Genomic DNA, 17,574 nt, shown 5'->3' with positions numbered 1-17,574 from the left:
GCTTTTTCTTTATAAAGCGGCAAAGATACTATTAATTTGGCAAAATCTAAGATTCTTAAAATAGTAACTTATAAAGATTTTATGTAAATTTCAGGTATACTAGAAGCCTATGAAAAAACATTTATTAATAATAAGTTGCTGTTTATTTCTATATAGTTGTGGGGATACTTCAAGGAATTTCGACTGGCTTGTTGGGGACTGGATAAGAACCAACGGAAAAGCCTCAGAGCAAACCTATGAGCAATGGCAAAAAATTTCAGCTGAAAAGTATGAAGGTTTAGGCTTTACTTTGGTTAAAAAAGATACCGTTTTTAAAGAAAACCTAAGCTTGCTTAAGGAAGAAGGAAAATGGAATTTAACCGTTAGAGGTGTTCACGACGATGTAGTTAAATTTTCCCTTAGCAATCAAACATCAAAAAGTTTTACTGTAGAAAACCTTTCCAATGAATTTCCGAAAGTTATTTCTTATGAATTAATAGATGAACAGCTAAAAGCGACTATTGCTGATGATGAAAATTCAATCGATTTTATTTTTGAGAAAGAATAAAAATTATAAAAACTGAATTATCTCAGACCAAATAAAAGTTGAAAAGAAACCTAGAATTATTCCAATACTTAGAATTAAATTCGCCAATTTCGGATTTAGTCCATATTGAGTAGCAATAATGGTAGGAGTAACCATAGGTGACATGGAAGCTTCAAAAACAGCTACTTTTCCCGTGAGTGAATTAATATTCAATAGATATAAAATGCTGAAAATTATTAGTGGGGCTAATACTAATTTATACATTAACGATAAACTCAAAAGTTTTACATCGCTTTTCCATTCTTTTAGCTGAAGTTGTAAACCTACCGAAAATAAAGCCATCGGAACTAACGTAACACTTAATGCTTCTAATAGGGAATCTAGTGGACTTAAGTCTAAAAACTGTGGAAGTACAAATGCCGCAATAAACGCTAGAAAAGGAGGGAAGCTAAATACTTTTTTTATCATAGCTAAAACATGAAATTTACCTTCTGTACTTGCTTTTACAGCTGTAATCACGCCTAAGGTGGAAACGATTAAAAAACAACTTTGGTCGCAGAGAATAGCTATCTCTAATCCATCTTTTCCATAATAAGCTTCGGTAAGTGGGAAACCTAAAAAGGAAGTGTTCCCAAAACCACTTAACAGAATCAGTACCGCTTTTGTTGCGGCATTAAGCTGAATGAAACGCGAAATGATTTCAACAAAAATAAAACTGAATCCAAAAACCACAAGTGGCATCACAAAGGGAATCACCAGCTCTGTATTCCATTCAATTTGTGGAATGTATTTTAAAGCGATTGCCGGTAAGGCAATATATATCACCCAGAAATTGACTGTTACATAGCTATTTTCTGGTAATCTTTTAAATTTTCGGGCAGCAACCCCAGCCAAAATGGCAAGGCCAATAAGTATAAAATTATTCATTAACTAATGTAATTCCAAAGCGTTTTATTTTTGGCAATTTGCTGATAAGTGTAGTTAACAACCCTATTTTCTTCCATTTGTAACTTCGGATCATTTTTTAGCAATTGCATGGCATAAAAACGTGCTGTTTTTAGAATATCATTATCTTTTACAATATCTGCGATTTTTAAATTGAGTACCCCACTTTGCTGTGTTCCCATGAGATCACCCGGTCCGCGGAGCTTTAAATCTACTTCTGCAATTTGAAAACCATCGTTGGTTTGCGTCATCGTTTCTAATCGGGTTTTACTGTCATTAGAAAGTTTGTGGCCAGTCATTAAAATACAAAAACTCTGCTCGGCACCACGACCTACACGTCCACGCAATTGGTGCAATTGCGAAAGTCCAAAACGTTCGGCACTTTCAATAATCATTACACTGGCGTTGGGCACGTTTACACCTACTTCAATTACGGTAGTAGCGACCATAATTTGTGTTTCGCCATTGGCAAACCGATTCATTTCGTAATCTTTATCAGCAGGTTTCATTTGACCGTGAACAATGGAAATTTGAAACTCAGGTTGTGGGAAATCCCTGGCAATACTTTCGTAACCATCCATCAAATCTTTATAATCCATTGTTTCCGATTCTTGAATTAATGGATAAACCACATAAACTTGCCTGCCTTTTTTTATTTCATCCCGAATAAAAGCGAATACTTTTAACCGGTTATTGTCATAGCGGTGTACTGTTTTAACCGGTTTTCTTCCCGGTGGAAGTTCATCAATAACAGAGATGTCTAAATCACCATATAAGCTCATCGCTAAAGTTCTGGGAATAGGCGTTGCCGTCATGACCAAAATATGTGGTGGGATAACATTTTTCTTCCACAATTTAGCACGTTGCGCAACCCCAAAACGATGTTGCTCATCAATAATAGCTAATCCTAAATTTTTAAACTGAACTTTATCTTCCAGCAAGGCGTGCGTCCCAATAAGAATATCCAGTTCGCCATTCTCCAAGCGTTCGTGAATAATTTTTCTTTCTGAAGTTTTACTGGACCCGGTAAGTAAGGCCAGTTGTAAGTCTGTTTTTTCACAGAGCTCACTAAGCCCATTGAAATGTTGTGTAGCTAAGATTTCTGTGGGAGCCATTAAACATGCTTGAAATTCGTTGTCTTTAGCTAATAAAGCTGTCATTAAAGCCACAATCGTTTTTCCTGATCCTACATCACCTTGTAATAAGCGGTTCATTTGAGCACCGGAACCCATATCGTTCCTAATCTCTTTGATAACCCTTTTTTGAGCATTGGTTAAATCGAACGGAAGATGGTTTTTGTAAAAATCGTTGAAATAAGTACCTACCTGATCAAAAACAAAACCTTTGATTTTTTGCTTCCGCAGCATATTTTTAATTAACAGTTGAAGCTGAATGTAAAACAGTTCTTCAAATTTTAATCGAAATTGAGCTTTTGCCAGTTTTTCAGTGGATTGTGGAAAGTGGATATTAAAAAGCGCTTCCGATTTAGAAATAAGCTTTAGTTCTTTCCGAAGGTAATCGGGTAAAGTTTCCAGAAAGCCTTTTTTGTTTTCCAAAAAAAGTTGCTGAATCATTTTGGTAACCAATCTATTGGTAATTCCACGTTTACTCAAAGTTTCTGTAGAACTATACATGGGTTGCATAGTCACACGCATTTGCTTTTCGTGTTCTTTTAGTAATTCCATTTCAGGGTGGGGCATGGAGAAAACGCCGTTGTACCAGTTTACTTTCCCAAAGATTACATAAGGTTCGTTAAGTTTTATACTTTCTTTAATCCATTTATGGCCACGAAACCAAACCAGTTCCATTTTACCGGTTTCATCTACAAAATCGGCCACCAAACGTTTGCCACGTTTTTGAGCAACCGTTTTTAGGTGAACAATTTTACCCACCACTTGAATTTCTGCCGAATTACGTTGTACTTCATTAATCTTATAATAATGGGTCTTATCAATATACCGATAAGGGAAAAAGTTGAGCAGATCTTGGTAAGTATGAATCCCCAATTCTTTCCGAAGTAAATCGGCACGATTAGGCCCAACGCCTTTTAAATAATCGATAGGAGTGTGCAATGGATTGGAATTCATAAAAACGAAGATAGTAAATATTGAAAATTACTCTATTTGTAGTTACTCTTTTTTCGTATTTTCGAAGTGATAATTAAAAGTACTTATGCAAAAAATACTTTGGCTGCTTCTTTTAGCAAGTCCATTTTTTATACAAGCCCAACAAACTGAAAAGTTAGATATTCAACGAATTTCTGGAATTGTTCATTTACTACCGGAAACGGAAAGCGTAAAAGGAAAGCTTCAAATAGAATTTAAAGTTTTACAAGCTACGGATACCATTTACTTAGATGCGGTAAAGATGAAGGTTGAATTATCTAAAAAATCGAAATTTAAACCTGAAGTTTTTTCTGCAGAAAATAAAATTTATTTTGTTGAAAATTTTAAAGCCGGTAAAACTTACCAGGTTGAATTTTCTTATGAAGCAAAACCTAAGCAGGCTTTATACTTTTTAGGTTGGGATAATGGTGGTAGCAACCAAATCTGGACGCAAGGGCAAGGTAAATATACTTCTCATTGGTTGCCGAGTTTAGACGATATGAATGATAAAATTGAGTTTGACCTTTCCTATCAAGTTCCACAAGAATATCAAGTAATTGCCAATGGAAAATTAATTGCTACTGAAAAAAAAGGAAAAGAAAAGCTTTGGGAGTTTAATATGAATCACCCGATGAGCAGTTACCTTGTGGCTGTGGCGGTAGGAATTTATGAGGCTGAAGACATTACTGCGGCAAGCGGAATTCCTATAAAACTTTACTACGAACCACAAGATGAAGATAAAGTAGAGTGGACGTATAAATATTCAAAAAAGATATTCGATTTCTTTGAGCAAGAAATCGGTGTTGCGTTCCCGTGGCAGAACTATAAACAAATTCCGGTGCGTGATTTTCTTTATGCCGGGATGGAAAATACCACGGCAACTATTTTTTCTGATATGTTTATGGTAGATAAAATCGGGTTTGTAGATAGGAATTACGTAAATGTAAATGCGCACGAATTGGCGCATCAATGGTTTGGTGATTTCGTGACCGAAAAATCAGGAACCCACCACTGGTTACAGGAAGGTTTTGCTACTTACTATGCATTGCTGGCAGAACGCGAAATTTTTGGAGAGGATTATTTTTATTTTAAACTCTATCAAAATGCTGAAAAGTTAAAAGAATTAAGCGATTCCGGAAAAGGGGAAGCTTTAAAAAATGCCAAAGCCAGTTCACTTACTTTTTATCAAAAAGGAGCTTGGGCATTACATGTGTTACATGAGAAAGTAGGCGACGAAGCTTTTAAAAAAGGAATAAAAGCTTATTTGAACAAATACGCTTATCAAAATGTAGAAACCGAAGATTTTATAACTGAAATGGAAAAAGCCAGCGGAATGGATCTTACCCAATTTCAAACCGATTGGCTGGAACAATCTGCTTTTAAAGCAAGTCAGGCATTAGAAAGTTTAAAGAAATCTACTTTTATCAATAACTATTTATCCTTAATTGCTTTACGAAGTATTCCTCTCAAAGATAAATATGAGCAATTGAATAAAGCTTTAGATTTTCCCGTAAACGAATATTTGGGACAGGAAGCGGTTGCCCAATTAGCAAAAGAAAACGTAGAAGAAGTACTTCAACTGTATAAAAAAGCTTTCGGCACAAATAATATTTTTGTCCGTCAAGCTATTTCAACTTATTTAAAAGAAATTCCGCAGCGCTTAAAAAAAGATTATGAAAGTTTGCTCAACGACCAGTCTTATTTAACCATCGAGCAGGCCCTGTTTAGTCTATGGCAAAATTTCCCCGAAAGTCAATCTAAATATTTAGAAGCCACCAAAAACTTAGAAGGTTTTAGTAATAAAAACATCAGGTTAATGTGGTTGACTTTAAGTTTGGTTACTCCTACATATCAACCCGAGAATAATAGCAAATTCTATCAAGAACTTTCTGGTTATACGAGTCCAAAATATGCTTATGAAATTCGACAAAATGCGTTTGGATATCTTTATCAAATAGAATCATTTACCGAGCAAAACTATTTAGATTTAATGCAAGGATCGGTGCATCCGGTTTGGCGTTTTAGAAATTTTTGTAGGGAATTATTAGCTGAGTTAGCTTCAAAACCACAACAACGGGCCATTTTGTACAGTATAAAAGATAAAGCTCCAGAAAAGCAACAAAAAGTGCTCAATAAAATTTTAGAAGAATGAAAGCATTGGTTATTTCAGGAGGAGGGAGTAAAGGGGCTTATGCCGGTGGTGTAGCTTCCCATTTGATGAAAGTTCAAAACCGAGATTACGATATTTTTGTAGGTGCTTCCACAGGAAGTTTACTGTTAACACATTTGGCGATTGGAGAAATAGATAAACTTCACCGAGTCTATACCAATGTGAACCAAAAAAGTATTTTCAGTTTAAATCCGTTTAAGATTAAAAAGAAAGACAATCGGGAATATGTAAGCATTAATTACTTAACTACCATTCTTCAGTTTATTAAGAAAAAACGGACTTTCGGTGAAAGTAAAAACCTCCGGAAATTAATTCAACAAAAAATTACCAAAGATGATTTTCTACGGGCCAAGAAAAGTGGAAAAGACATTGTAATTACCGTTTCTAACCTTACCAAAAATAATGTAGAATACAAGTCTATTAAAGAGTTTAGCTACGAAGAATTCTGCGATTGGATCTGGATTTCCTGCAATTATATTCCCTTCATGAGTTTGGTGAAAAAAGATGGCTATGAATATGCCGATGGCGGTTTTGGTAGTATGGTTCCCATTCGGGAAGCTATTCGTCGTGGAGCTACAGAAATAGATGCCATAATTCTGGAATCTGAAAATATGGAATACAATAAAGTGCTCGGTAAAAACCCATTCTCATTAATGATTAATCTTTTTGGTTTTGTATTGGATCAAGTAGAACGCAGCAATATTATTGAAGGAAAACTGGCTGCCACCAATAGAAATGTAGTTCTCAATTTATATTATACCCCTAGTAAACTCACTGAAAATTCTTTGATTTTCGATAAAAAACTTATGACAAGCTGGTGGGAGCAAGGCTTTAAATATGCTAACGATAAAGCTCTTAATTTAAAGGAAAATGAATTGAAAGATAGGTAGGGAGGGGTAGCATGACCACCCTGAACTAACCTGTACGTCCGGCAGACTGGGTTGATTGAGCGGTTCGTTTTACCTATTTTGATTGATGCTACTGGATGAGACTAGATGTCAAGCACTGGAATGACGAAAATTCAAATATTCACTAACTCCAATAGTATCTAAGAGTAATCTTTAAGTCAGAGGGGTTACCAAAGTTGGTGTACTTCATTTTTAAGAAAAGCCAATCCTGTTTCGCTAGGTGCTTTTTTATCGAGTAATTCCGTTAAAATTACTTCTCTCAATTTTTCTGGAGAATCTACCTTTTCGCTCATATTCGCTTGTCTAATCATCGAAATAGTAGCATTTTTGGTAGCTTTAATTGCATTCCAACATTTATTGCTTACATAAATTTGTTGAGCCAAGTTGTGTTCAAATTCCTGTTCGATATTTCTAATAAGTAAATTTTCGTAATCGTGTTTGCTATCGTTGTAAGGTTTCACCCGAATTAATAAACTGCCGGGATTAATTCGCTCTAAAAATAAAGTCATTCGTTCCATAGCCTGTAAGCGGTGCGGAATAGTGTTTTTAGAACTTTCTCTTTTCAGCTCAAAAATTCGACGTTTATTTTCATCGGTCAAGTAGCTGTTAAAATAATAAAACCCAATAAGGCCAATAACCACAGCCGGTAATAGGTTAAAGAAAACTTGTAAAAAATTGATATTCTCCATAATTAGTAGCGTACGTCTTCCTTTTCAAAAGAATCCTTAGATTCTTTATAATTATAATTTCCGCCAAGATACTCACATTTTTGCAAAGAAGAAACTCCTTCAAAAGGAACTTTTACTTTATGGTATTCAAAAGAATCTGCCAAAGACTTGGTGAAATCTTGATCGCTAAGGTTAAGTTCTATATCGTCCATAGTAAATTGGCAAGGATGCTCGTATCCTGACGCATGGGTAACTTCCAATAATTCTTTTCTAAAATTCTTAAAATAATAGTTAACGCGTTCTCCTTTATCTTTTACATTAATTCCGGCTTGTAACCATTTGCTTTGTGTAGCTACTCCTGTGGGGCAAGTGTTGGTATGGCAAGATTTAGCTTGAATACAACCTACGCTCAACATAGCTTCCCGCGCTACATTTATACAATCTACTCCCATGGCAAAAGCCATCGCAGCTTTGGAAGGGAAGCCAAGTTTACCACTTCCAATAAATACAATTTTCTCACTAAGGTCATTATGTTTAAAAATCTTGTAAATATTTCTGAAGGCAAACATCCATGGTAAGGAAACATGATCAGCAAAACTTGGCGGTGCAGCACCTGTTCCACCTTCACCACCATCAATGGTTATAAAATCGGGGCCTTTGTTTTGTTGCTTCATAAGTTGGGCAAAATTCTCCCAGTCTTTTAATTTTCCTACAGCAGCTTTAATTCCTACCGGTAAACCTGTTCGGTCAGCAATTTTTTCAATAAAATCTATCAGGCCTTGATTTCCATCAAAAGCAGTATGATAAGGTGGTGAGACCACGTCTTTGCCTACTTCAACTCTTCTTATTTCAGCAATTTCTTTAGTGATTTTAGAAGCTGGTAAAACACCACCTTTTCCGGGTTTTGCACCTTGGGAAAGTTTTATTTCAATAGCTCTAATGCACGGGTTTTCTTCTACTAATTGGGCTAAATTTTCCAACGAAAAATTTCCTTCATTATCGCGAACTCCAAAATAACCCGTACCTATTTGAAAAATAATATCTCCACCTTGCTTGTGGTATGGGGATAACCCGCCTTCTCCTGTGTTGTGATATGCATAGGCTTTTTTTACACCCAAGTTTAAGGATTGAATTGCACGGGCAGAAAGACTCCCAAAACTCATGGCTGAAACATTAATAACTGAAGCTGGCCTATATGGTTTTCTTCGCTTGTGATAGGCTCCGAAAATTTTTGCACAAGGAAGAAAGTATGGGTCTTCCGCATTTGGATGATTCTTGGGTAATTTAAAAGGAATCATCGCATTATGGATAAAAATATAATTGGTTTGGTAAATATCCTGATCGGTACCAAAACCTTCATAATTATTTTCATTTTTGGCAGAAGCATATACCCAACCCCGCTCAATTCGGTTAAAAGGAAGTTCTTCACGGTTGTTAGCAACAATATATTGCCGTAGTTCTGGACCAATGCTTTCTAACATATACCTAAAATTCCCTACCACGGGAAAATTATGTTTAATGGTGTGATGTTTATTGAAGAAAATATCTTTAATCGCAATAAGAATAATGACGATTAAAACCCATTGCCACCAAGAGACTGCTGACAAAAAACTAAGAAAGGCGTCCATAAAATTAAAAAATGAATTTTTACGATACTAAGTTATTCAATTTTATAGGGAGGGAATAAGAATTTAAGAACTTTTTGTTTATAATTAACCTTTGATTTGGACATCGGTTTTTATCTATTTTTGGTAAATTCACCCCCTAAAATTGTAGAGGATTTGGAAAATTATTTAGCTGAATTGAATGACGCCCAACGGGCCCCGGTTTTACAAAAAGACGGGCCTATGATTGTCATTGCTGGTGCGGGCTCCGGTAAAACTAGGGTACTTACTTATCGTATTGCTTACTTGATGAGTCAAGGGGTAGATCCGTTTAATATCTTATCGCTCACTTTTACCAACAAAGCGGCGAGAGAGATGAAACATCGTATCTCTAGTATTGTAGGAAGTAGTGAAGCTAAAAATTTATGGATGGGTACATTCCATTCCATTTTTGCTAAAATTTTAAGGATGGAAGCCAGTAAATTAGGATATCCTTCCAATTTTACCATTTACGATACGCAAGATTCACAAAGTGTTTTAAGGGCGATTATAAAAGAAATGGGGTTAGATAAAGATGTTTATAAATATAAGCAGGTCTATTCCCGAATATCTTCATTTAAAAACAGCTTGATTACTGTAAAAGCTTATTTTCAAGATGGGGAATTACAAGAGGCCGATGCTATGGCCAAACGACCTCGTTTAGGTGAAATTTATAAAGAATACGTTGACCGTTGTTTTAAAGCCGGAGCGATGGATTTTGATGATTTACTACTGAAAACCAATGAGCTTTTAAATCGTTTTCCAGATGTGCTGCAAAAATATCAAAACCGTTTTCGTTACATTTTGGTTGATGAGTACCAAGATACCAACCATTCGCAGTATTTAATTGTAAGGGCACTGAGTGATAAATTTCAAAATATATGTGTGGTGGGTGATGATGCGCAAAGTATTTATGCGTTTCGTGGAGCAAATATCAATAACATTCTCAACTTTCAACGGGATTATGAAGGGGTTGAAATGTACCGATTGGAGCAGAATTATCGTTCTACCAAAAATATTGTTGAAGCAGCGAATTCAATCATCGATAAAAATAAAACCAAATTGGAAAAGGTTGTTTGGACAGCCAATGATGACGGACCTAAAATTGTTGTCAACCGATTGATTAACGATGGGGAAGAGGGGAGATTTGTAGCGAGTTCTATTTTTGAAAATAAGATGGAACACCAACTAAAAAATGGTGATTTTGCTATTTTATATAGAACCAATGCGCAAAGTCGTGCGATGGAAGATGCTTTACGAAAAAAAGATATTCCATATCGAATTTATGGAGGACTTTCTTTCTATCAACGTAAGGAAATTAAAGATGTTTTGGCGTATTTACGTCTAATTGTTAACCCTAAAGATGAAGAAGCGCTCAAACGTGTTATTAACTTTCCGGCCCGTGGGATTGGATCAACAACGATGGATAAGCTTACTTTGGCTTCCAATCATTACAAACGTTCTATTTTTGAAGTAATTGAAAATATTGAAAGAATAGATTTAAAAATTAATAAAGGCACGCAGACCAAGCTGAAAAACTTTACCAATATGGTTAAAAGTTTTCAGATTATGGCCAGTAATGAAAATGCCTTTACTGTTGCAGAAACCGTTGCCAAAAAAACAGGCTTAGTACAAGAATTGAAGAAAGATGGAACGCCGGAAGGGGTTGCCCGTATTGAGAATGTAGAGGAATTGTTAAACGGTATTCAGGATTTTGTAGATGGACAAAAAGAATTGGCCGATGCTGATGGTTCGTTGGGAGAATTTTTAGAGGATGTCGCTTTAATGACCGATTTAGACCAAGAAACCCCAGATGAAGATCGGGTGGCTTTAATGACCATTCACTTAGCTAAAGGATTGGAATTCCCTTATGTTTATATTGTTGGTTTAGAAGAAGATTTGTTCCCTTCAGGAATGAGTATGAATACCCGTTCTGAATTAGAAGAAGAACGTAGATTATTTTATGTGGCTTTAACCCGAGCTGAAAAACAAGCTTATTTAACCTATGTACAGTCCCGTTTTCGTTGGGGAAAATTAATCGACGCAGAACCTAGTCGATTTATAGAAGAAATAGACGATCAGTATTTAGATTATATGATTCCGCAAGATGATTATAAATACAAACCTTTGGTAGATCGTGATATTTTTGGAGAAGTTGATAAAAGTAAATTACGACAAAACAAGCCTCAGCGTGGAACTCCGCCACCTGCTCATAAACCCACCGAAGAAGAATTACGGAAACTAAGAAGGTTGAGGCCTGCCGATGCTTCCACCCCTACAAAAGCCGATTTGCCAATTCAACTAGAGACTGGACAAATGGTAGAACATATGCGTTTTGGTAAGGGAAAAGTATTGAATATAGAAGGTGCCGGGCAGGATAAAAAAGCCGAAATTGATTTTGAAACCGGAGGGATGAAGAAATTACTGCTTCGTTTTGCGAAGCTGAAAATACTTTCTTAAGGCGTTAAAATACTGTTAGCGAGTTTCTTTAGAATTTACATTCAATTTATCTTTAGCTAAAAAAAGCGATGATAAAAGAAGGAAGCGAAGTGAAATGGAAATGGGGTAACGGAACTGCGACCGGTAAAGTAGAAAAAACTTATACCAAAGAAGTGACCAAAACCATTAATGGTAGTGAAATTACACGAAAAGGAGAAGAAGGTAATAAGGCTCTATTTATCAAACAAGATGATGGAAGTTCTGTCTTAAAATTAGAAGATGAGGTAGAGAAAAAATAAAGATTTTCGTTCTAAATAAATAGCTTTTATGTTAAAATAATTAAAAGCTATTTTTTTTAGCTCTTTATTTAAAATGAAAGTATTACTTTTAACCTTGTGAGTAAATATTTTATAAATGGGCACACTACTTTCAAATTTAACTTTAACCATTCCGGAGAATATTTATATTAAAGATCCGCAGTCTTCTAAATTGGGAAGAAGGATTTTAGAATATTCAATTCAAATCATTCGGAAAGAAGGTTTAGAGAAATTTACATTCAAGAAGTTAGCCGACGAGATTGGCTCTAACGAAAGCTCTGTTTATCGTTATTTTGAGAATAAGCATATGTTGATGCTTTACTTGAATTCTTGGTATTGGGCTTGGTTAGAATATAAGCTTGTTTTTAGAATTAATAATATAGAATGTAAAGAGAAAGTTCTAAAACGTGCGATAACAGCAATTACAGAAACTCCGCGAAAAGATGAAACCTTTGGTTTTATTAATGAGGAAGAATTACATCATATCATCGTTCAAGAATCGTCAAAAGCTTTTCATACTATTGATGTTGATGAAGAAAACAAAAACGGGTATTTTGTGATTTATCGAAGATTAGTAGAGCGTTTAAGCAAGATTATCTCTGCATACAATCCCAATTATTCTTATCCATTAACATTGGCAAATACAATTGTTCAAGGTTCTTTAAAACAGAATTTTTTACATCGTCATTTTAAACAACTATCAGATTTTAAAGAATCTGATGATGAACCTATCACCCAGTTTTTTCAGCATTTAACCTTTAAATCACTCAGTTAAACCTATATGAGTTCAAATAATAATATTTCTCCCTGGACCAAACTTTTTAATTTACTTAAATTAGAAAGAAGAGATATACTTCAAGTCTTGTATTACGCAGTTTTTGCAGGTATAATAAGCTTAACACTTCCGCTAGGTATTCAAGCGATTATAAATTTAATTCAAGGAGCACAAGTTTCTACTTCTTGGATTTTATTAACTGTTTTGGTGACCTTAGCTGTTGCTTTTTTTGGTGTTTTACAATTACTTCAATTAGATATAGTAGAAAATATTCAAGAAAAAATATTTGCGAGAGCTTCTTTCGAATTTATTTATAAGTTCCCTAAAATCAGGGTAAGTGAATTAGAAGGTAAGTATCCGCCAGAACTGTCTAATCGGTTTTTTGATGTAATAGCGCTTCAAAAAGGAATGGAAAAATTACTTCTAGATTTTCCCGCAGCAGTTATACAAATTGTATTTGGGTTAATTTTACTCTCTCTGTACCATCCGTTTTTTATAGGTTTAGGTATCGTATTGGTCATTTTACTATACATATTTTTCAAAATAAGTTTAGAAAAAGCAGTAGATACCAGTATTATGGAGTCAAAAGCAAAATACCAAACTGCTTTTTGGATCCAGCAGGTTGCTGCCAATTTTAAAACCTTTAAAAATACACCAAACGAATACGAACAAGAGCGCAATAACGAATACGTAGAAAAGTATCTAAAGTATCGTCAAAAGCACTTTAAAATCGTAAAAAATCAATTTAAGCAATTGGTAGCTTTTAAGGTGATACTTACTTTAGGTTTACTTCTAATAGGAGGTTTATTGGTGTTAAACCAGCAAATGAATATTGGTCAATTTGTCGCTTCAGAAATTATTATTGTACTTATTATTAATTCAATTGATAAAATTGGCTTCAGTTTAGAAACCATTTATGATGTAGTCACAGCTGTTGAAAAAATCGATGAAGTAAGTTCTAAGAAAATTGATCGTAAAGCTCCGGTAAATACAACAGATATTACAATTTTCCCTATAGAAACAGAAGATCTTGAAATTAATTATAAAAGCATTAATAACATAAGGGTTGAAAAAGGTGAACTTTTAAACATTGTAGGTGATCATTTGCAAATATATGATCTCTTTCATTTTTTAGGTGGAATGAAAAGAATTACCCACGGTAAAATTTACTTAGATCGTAAAGAAATTTCAAGTATCAACCTTGATGTTTACCGTAGCAAAATAGGTTTAGTATTAAACTCTAATTATTTGTTTGAAGGTAGCATTTGGCAAAATTTAACCCTTAACAGTCCTTCGATATCAGAAAAAGAAGTATATGATTTATTAGAAAATTTTGGAGTTTTAAATGAAATAAAACACCTGCCGGAAACGATTAATACCTATGTCTTTCCAGGTACTAAAATGCTAAGTCATGTATTAACACAGAAAATTTGTTTGATACGAGTACTATTAAAATCTCCTGAATTATTACTTATAGAAGAAGAGTTTATTTTCTCTGATGAAGATATTGAAGCCTTAATGAATTTTGCAAAGCGACACCATATGAGCGTGCTTTTAGCAAGTAAAGAGAAAATGAGCAGTAGGTTGAAGGATGTAAAATTAAACTAAAAAATTACAATGTTAAATTTATCAAATAGTGAAACCGACGGAAATGTAAACTTTTCGAAGTTTAAAGCTTATTCTTCTATTGTCAACAGAAGCATACATCGGTTATTATCCAGAATATTATTAGGAACTGCAATCTTTTTGTTTATTTTATTATTTTTTCCGTGGACGCAAACCATACAAAGCAAAGGTTATGTTACTACCTTAAAACCTGGACAACGGCCACAAACTCTTCAATCACCCATTCCCGGTAAAATTGAACAATGGTACGTGAAAGAAGGGGATTATGTAAAAAAAGGGGATACGATTTTAAGAATTTCTGAAGTAAAAGATCAATATTTTGATCCTATGTTGTTAGAAAGAACTGGCGATCAGATTAATTCAAAAGCCAACTCGGTCATAGCTTACGGGCAAAAGACTGAAGCTTTGAGAAACCAATTGACCTCGGCAAAAAAAGAACGAGTTTTAAAGTTAGAACAAACCCGAAATAAACTCAAGCAAGCAAAATTAAAAATTGTAAGTGACAGTATATCTCTCGAAGCAGAAGAGGTTAACCTTAGTATTGCTAAACGCCAATATAATCGTATTGAAGAATTGTATGAAGAAGGCTTAAAGTCGAGACTCGATTTTGAAACTAAACAATCTAAACTTCAGGAAACGCAAGCAAAAGTAATTGATTTAGAAAGTAAATTGCTTACCAGTAAAAATGAATTGCTCAATGCAAAAATGGAGATCAATCGTATTGAAGCTGAATATGCCAATAAAATCAGCAAAATAGAAAGTGATATTTCAACTACTATTTCTACGCGATTAGATACCGAAGTGCAAGTAAGCAAACTGGAGAACTCGTTAAGTAATTACTCTATACGTCGTGGTTTGTATTTTGTTCGAGCTCCGCTAGATGGTTACATTAATAAGGCAATAATTTCAGGTATTGGCGAAACCTTTAAAGAGGGAGAAAAACTTGTAAATATTATGCCGAAAAGCTATGAAATTGCAGTAGAAACCTATATAGATCCTATAGATTTACCATTAATTGGTATTGGTGATCATATTCGGGTACAGTTTGACGGTTGGCCGGCAATTGTTTTTAGCGGTTGGCCTAACGCTTCTTACGGTACCTATGGAGCGGAAGTGGTAGCTATTGAAAATTTTATTAGCGATAATGGTAAATATAGACTTTTATTAGCACCAGATCCCGATAGTGAACACCCGTGGCCCGATGCATTACGGGTGGGTTCAGGAGCTAGGACCTTAGCCTTACTGGAAGATGTACCCATTTGGTATGAAATCTGGCGTAAGCTAAATGGTTTCCCTCCTAATTATTACCCAAAAACGCAACAAAAAAATTCCGGCGAAAAAGCAAAATAATCATGAAAAAGTTAATTCATTTACTTTTATGGATCGCCTTGCCGGTTTTTAGCTTTGCACAAGAAGAACCGGTGATAGCAGAAGAAACCTTAATCCAAGAGGAAAATGTTTTTTCGTTGGAAGAATTTTTGGCGATGGTAAAGAAACACCATCCCGTGGTAGCGCAAGCTGAATTAAAACTTTCTGAAGCCGAAGCAAAACTATTAAAAGCCCGTGGAGCTTTTGACCCGAAGCTCGAAGGGGGAATGAAAGAGAAAAACTATAATGGAACCGAATATTATTCATTGTTTAAGGGGAGTTTTAAAATTCCTACTTGGTATGGAATCGATTTAAAAGCAGATTACGAACAAAACGACGGTTATTACCTAAATGGTCAAAACACCACTCCAGAAGATGGAATCTTTAGTGCTGGTATTAGCGTAAGCTTATTAAGAGGTTTACTCTACAATGAACGGATGAATGCGGTAAAACAGGCGAAAATACTTCAGAATAAAAATGAATTGGAACGTGATATTCTAGTAAATTCAATTCTTGCAGAGGCAACTAAAGCCTATACCGATTGGAAATTATATTACGATAATAAAGAAGTATATGAAGATTTTTTAGAAAATGCACAAATTAGGTTTGACGGTGTTTCTAGAACAAGTGAGTTAGGAGAAACCAGAGCCATCGATACGGTAGAGACTAAAATTTTCTTACGAAACAGAAAGTTAGATCTCGAACAAGCTAACTTAAAACTTCAGAAAGCGAAATTGAATTTATCCAATTATTTATGGGTTGATGAAGTACCCGTGGAATTGGAAGATCAATTAATACCGCAGATTTCAAAAGAAAGTATTTTGGAAAGTTTAGGTATTGAAAATTTTTTGGGAAATGCCGAAGACTTATCAAATCACCCGGAATTGCGTTCACTGGAATTCGATTTGCAATCTTATGATTTAGATATTAGACTTCGCAAAAACAACCTTTTGCCTACGGTTGATGTGGAATATAACTTCTTAACTGAACAGCTAGACGAACCAAGCTATTTAAACACTAGCGACTATAAAGCGGGGATAAAAGTAAAATTCCCTTTATTCCTTCGGAAAGAACGTGGAGATTTACGTTTGGCAAAAGTGAAACGGGAAAATACAGAGTATAAATTCGATCAGAAAGAATGGAATTTAAAGAATAAAATTCAAGCCACCGAAAGAGAGATTATCAGCTTGCAAGATCAGTTGGAAATTATAGCAAACATTGTGGAAGAGAGTCAAGTGATGGTCACTTCAGAAAAGCGATTGTTTGAGCTAGGGGAGAGTTCTATTTTTTTGATCAATTCTAGGGAAAATAAATTGATTGATTCTCAATTGAAGCAGAACAAAATTCAAAACGATTACTTTAAAGCAGCTACCACATTATTTGAAAACCTTAGGTTGAATTTATAAACAGAAGTATAACATAGCTTCGTTATTTTTTGTATTTTTTCATTTAAAAACTAATTGTCATGGCAGAACTCATTAAGATTTACGAAGAAAACCCTAACCCAAAAGAAATAGCAAAAGTTGTAGAAGTGCTTAAAAACGGTGGATTAGTAATTTACCCTACAGATACGGTGTATGGTTTAGGATGCGATATCACCAATAATGCAGCATTAGAAAAAATTGCAAAGATTAAAGGCGTGAAGTTAGATAAAGCTAATTTCTCGTTTATTTGTAAAGATTTAAGCAATCTATCAGAGTACGCAAAACAAATTGATAATAGCACCTTTAAAATTTTAAAGCGAAACTTGCCCGGTCCCTATACATTTATTCTTCCGGGAGGTAATAATTTACCTACAGTTTTTAAAAAGAAAAAAACCGTAGGAATTCGTGTTCCAGATAATGCCATTTGTCAAGCCATTGTCAGTAAGCTAGGAAACCCCATTGTTTCTACTTCCATTAAAGATGATGATGAGGTGATTGAATACACTACAGATCCTGAACTAATTGCTGAAAAATGGGACAAATTAGTCGATATTGTGGTAGATGGGGGGTATGGTGATAATGTTGCTTCTACCGTGATCGATCTTACCGAAGGCGAACCCGAAGTGATAAGAGAAGGAAAAGGAGATTTAGCTATATAAG

General features: G+C 34.8%; 14 protein-coding genes. 10 read left to right on the top strand and 4 right to left on the bottom strand.

Annotated elements, in window-relative coordinates:
• Positions 1–109: 109 nt before the first annotated feature.
• Positions 110–547 (top strand): DUF6265 family protein, encoded by a 438-nt coding sequence (locus tag FVB9532_RS06175; RefSeq protein WP_150544335.1) that lies wholly within the window; start codon positions 110–112, stop codon positions 545–547.
• A 3-nt stretch (positions 548–550) separates the two neighbouring features.
• Here the strand turns inward: FVB9532_RS06175 and FVB9532_RS06170 are convergent, their stop codons facing one another.
• Together FVB9532_RS06170 and recG are read right to left on the bottom strand one after the other, a co-directional pair.
• On the bottom strand, positions 551–1,453 hold the full coding sequence (locus FVB9532_RS06170) for an AEC family transporter (RefSeq protein ID WP_150544334.1): 903 nt from the start codon (positions 1,451–1,453) through the stop codon (positions 551–553).
• Positions 1,453–3,558, bottom strand: a complete 2,106-nt coding sequence (gene recG / locus FVB9532_RS06165; protein ID WP_150544333.1) for an ATP-dependent DNA helicase RecG — start codon at positions 3,556–3,558, stop codon at positions 1,453–1,455. The genes FVB9532_RS06170 and recG overlap by 1 nt, the downstream gene beginning before the upstream one ends.
• Positions 3,559–3,643: 85 nt before the next feature.
• Here recG and FVB9532_RS06160 point away from each other — a divergent pair, with 85 nt between their 5' ends.
• The gene (locus FVB9532_RS06160) at positions 3,644–5,728 is read left to right on the top strand and encodes a M1 family metallopeptidase (protein ID WP_150544332.1); all 2,085 of its coding nucleotides are present in this window, start codon (positions 3,644–3,646) and stop codon (positions 5,726–5,728) included.
• On the top strand, positions 5,725–6,636 hold the full coding sequence (locus tag FVB9532_RS06155) for a patatin-like phospholipase family protein (protein WP_150544331.1): 912 nt from the start codon (positions 5,725–5,727) through the stop codon (positions 6,634–6,636). Before FVB9532_RS06160 ends, FVB9532_RS06155 begins: the two co-directional genes overlap by 4 nt.
• 185 nt (positions 6,637–6,821) lie before the next feature.
• Here FVB9532_RS06155 and FVB9532_RS06150 read toward each other — a convergent pair whose 3' ends face one another.
• Positions 6,822–7,343 (bottom strand): DUF7935 family protein, encoded by a 522-nt coding sequence (locus FVB9532_RS06150; protein ID WP_150544330.1) that lies wholly within the window; start codon positions 7,341–7,343, stop codon positions 6,822–6,824.
• Between the two features lie 2 nt (positions 7,344–7,345).
• A complete protein-coding gene (locus FVB9532_RS06145; RefSeq protein ID WP_150544329.1) occupies positions 7,346–8,950 on the bottom strand; it encodes an FMN-binding glutamate synthase family protein in 1,605 nt (534 codons plus the stop codon).
• Between the two features lie 153 nt (positions 8,951–9,103).
• Between FVB9532_RS06145 and FVB9532_RS06140 the strand changes: the two genes are divergently transcribed.
• From FVB9532_RS06140 to FVB9532_RS06110, 7 genes are all read left to right on the top strand, one after another.
• Positions 9,104–11,425 (top strand): ATP-dependent helicase, encoded by a 2,322-nt coding sequence (locus tag FVB9532_RS06140; protein ID WP_150544328.1) that lies wholly within the window; start codon positions 9,104–9,106, stop codon positions 11,423–11,425.
• A 68-nt stretch (positions 11,426–11,493) separates the two neighbouring features.
• Entirely contained in the window at positions 11,494–11,703 is a 210-nt protein-coding gene (locus FVB9532_RS06135; protein ID WP_150544327.1) for a hypervirulence associated TUDOR domain-containing protein, read from the top strand.
• A gap of 115 nt (positions 11,704–11,818) precedes the next feature.
• Complete coding sequence (locus FVB9532_RS06130; protein WP_150544326.1) at positions 11,819–12,496, top strand: TetR/AcrR family transcriptional regulator; 678 nt, start codon at positions 11,819–11,821, stop codon at positions 12,494–12,496.
• A gap of 6 nt (positions 12,497–12,502) precedes the next feature.
• Entirely contained in the window at positions 12,503–14,104 is a 1,602-nt protein-coding gene (locus tag FVB9532_RS06125) for an ABC transporter transmembrane domain-containing protein (RefSeq protein WP_150544325.1), read from the top strand.
• Between the two features lie 9 nt (positions 14,105–14,113).
• Positions 14,114–15,472: an HlyD family secretion protein gene (locus FVB9532_RS06120; protein WP_150544324.1), complete on the top strand. Its 1,359-nt coding sequence runs from the start codon at positions 14,114–14,116 to the stop codon at positions 15,470–15,472.
• A 2-nt stretch (positions 15,473–15,474) separates the two neighbouring features.
• Complete coding sequence (locus FVB9532_RS06115) at positions 15,475–16,896, top strand: TolC family protein (RefSeq protein WP_150544323.1); 1,422 nt, start codon at positions 15,475–15,477, stop codon at positions 16,894–16,896.
• Positions 16,897–16,955: 59 nt separating this feature from the next.
• Positions 16,956–17,573, top strand: coding sequence for an L-threonylcarbamoyladenylate synthase (locus tag FVB9532_RS06110; protein ID WP_150544322.1), 618 nt, complete (start codon positions 16,956–16,958; stop codon positions 17,571–17,573).
• Position 17,574: the final 1 nt, after the last annotated feature.

The organism is Mesonia oceanica, assembly GCF_902499555.1.
Classification (GTDB): domain Bacteria; phylum Bacteroidota; class Bacteroidia; order Flavobacteriales; family Flavobacteriaceae; genus Mesonia; species Mesonia oceanica.
The sequence above is the reverse complement of the archived record's forward strand: the minus strand, read 5'-3'. Positions and strand labels throughout refer to the sequence as shown.

Bases quoted from the DNA above. Each gene is read 5' to 3' on its own strand.
- FVB9532_RS06115 (WP_150544323.1), top strand. From the start codon at position 15,475: ATGAAAAAGTTAATTCATTTACTTTTATGGATCGCCTTGCCGGTTTTT.
- FVB9532_RS06155 (WP_150544331.1), top strand. From the start codon at position 5,725: ATGAAAGCATTGGTTATTTCAGGAGGAGGGAGTAAAGGGGCTTATGCC.
- FVB9532_RS06145 (WP_150544329.1), bottom strand. From the start codon at position 8,950: ATGGACGCCTTTCTTAGTTTTTTGTCAGCAGTCTCTTGGTGGCAATGG.
- recG (WP_150544333.1), bottom strand. From the start codon at position 3,558: ATGAATTCCAATCCATTGCACACTCCTATCGATTATTTAAAAGGCGTT.
- FVB9532_RS06150 (WP_150544330.1), bottom strand. From the start codon at position 7,343: ATGGAGAATATCAATTTTTTACAAGTTTTCTTTAACCTATTACCGGCT.
- FVB9532_RS06160 (WP_150544332.1), top strand. From the start codon at position 3,644: ATGCAAAAAATACTTTGGCTGCTTCTTTTAGCAAGTCCATTTTTTATA.
- FVB9532_RS06120 (WP_150544324.1), top strand. From the start codon at position 14,114: ATGTTAAATTTATCAAATAGTGAAACCGACGGAAATGTAAACTTTTCG.
- FVB9532_RS06125 (WP_150544325.1), top strand. From the start codon at position 12,503: ATGAGTTCAAATAATAATATTTCTCCCTGGACCAAACTTTTTAATTTA.
- FVB9532_RS06130 (WP_150544326.1), top strand. From the start codon at position 11,819: ATGGGCACACTACTTTCAAATTTAACTTTAACCATTCCGGAGAATATT.
- FVB9532_RS06110 (WP_150544322.1), top strand. From the start codon at position 16,956: ATGGCAGAACTCATTAAGATTTACGAAGAAAACCCTAACCCAAAAGAA.
- FVB9532_RS06170 (WP_150544334.1), bottom strand. From the start codon at position 1,453: ATGAATAATTTTATACTTATTGGCCTTGCCATTTTGGCTGGGGTTGCT.
- FVB9532_RS06135 (WP_150544327.1), top strand. From the start codon at position 11,494: ATGATAAAAGAAGGAAGCGAAGTGAAATGGAAATGGGGTAACGGAACT.
- FVB9532_RS06175 (WP_150544335.1), top strand. From the start codon at position 110: ATGAAAAAACATTTATTAATAATAAGTTGCTGTTTATTTCTATATAGT.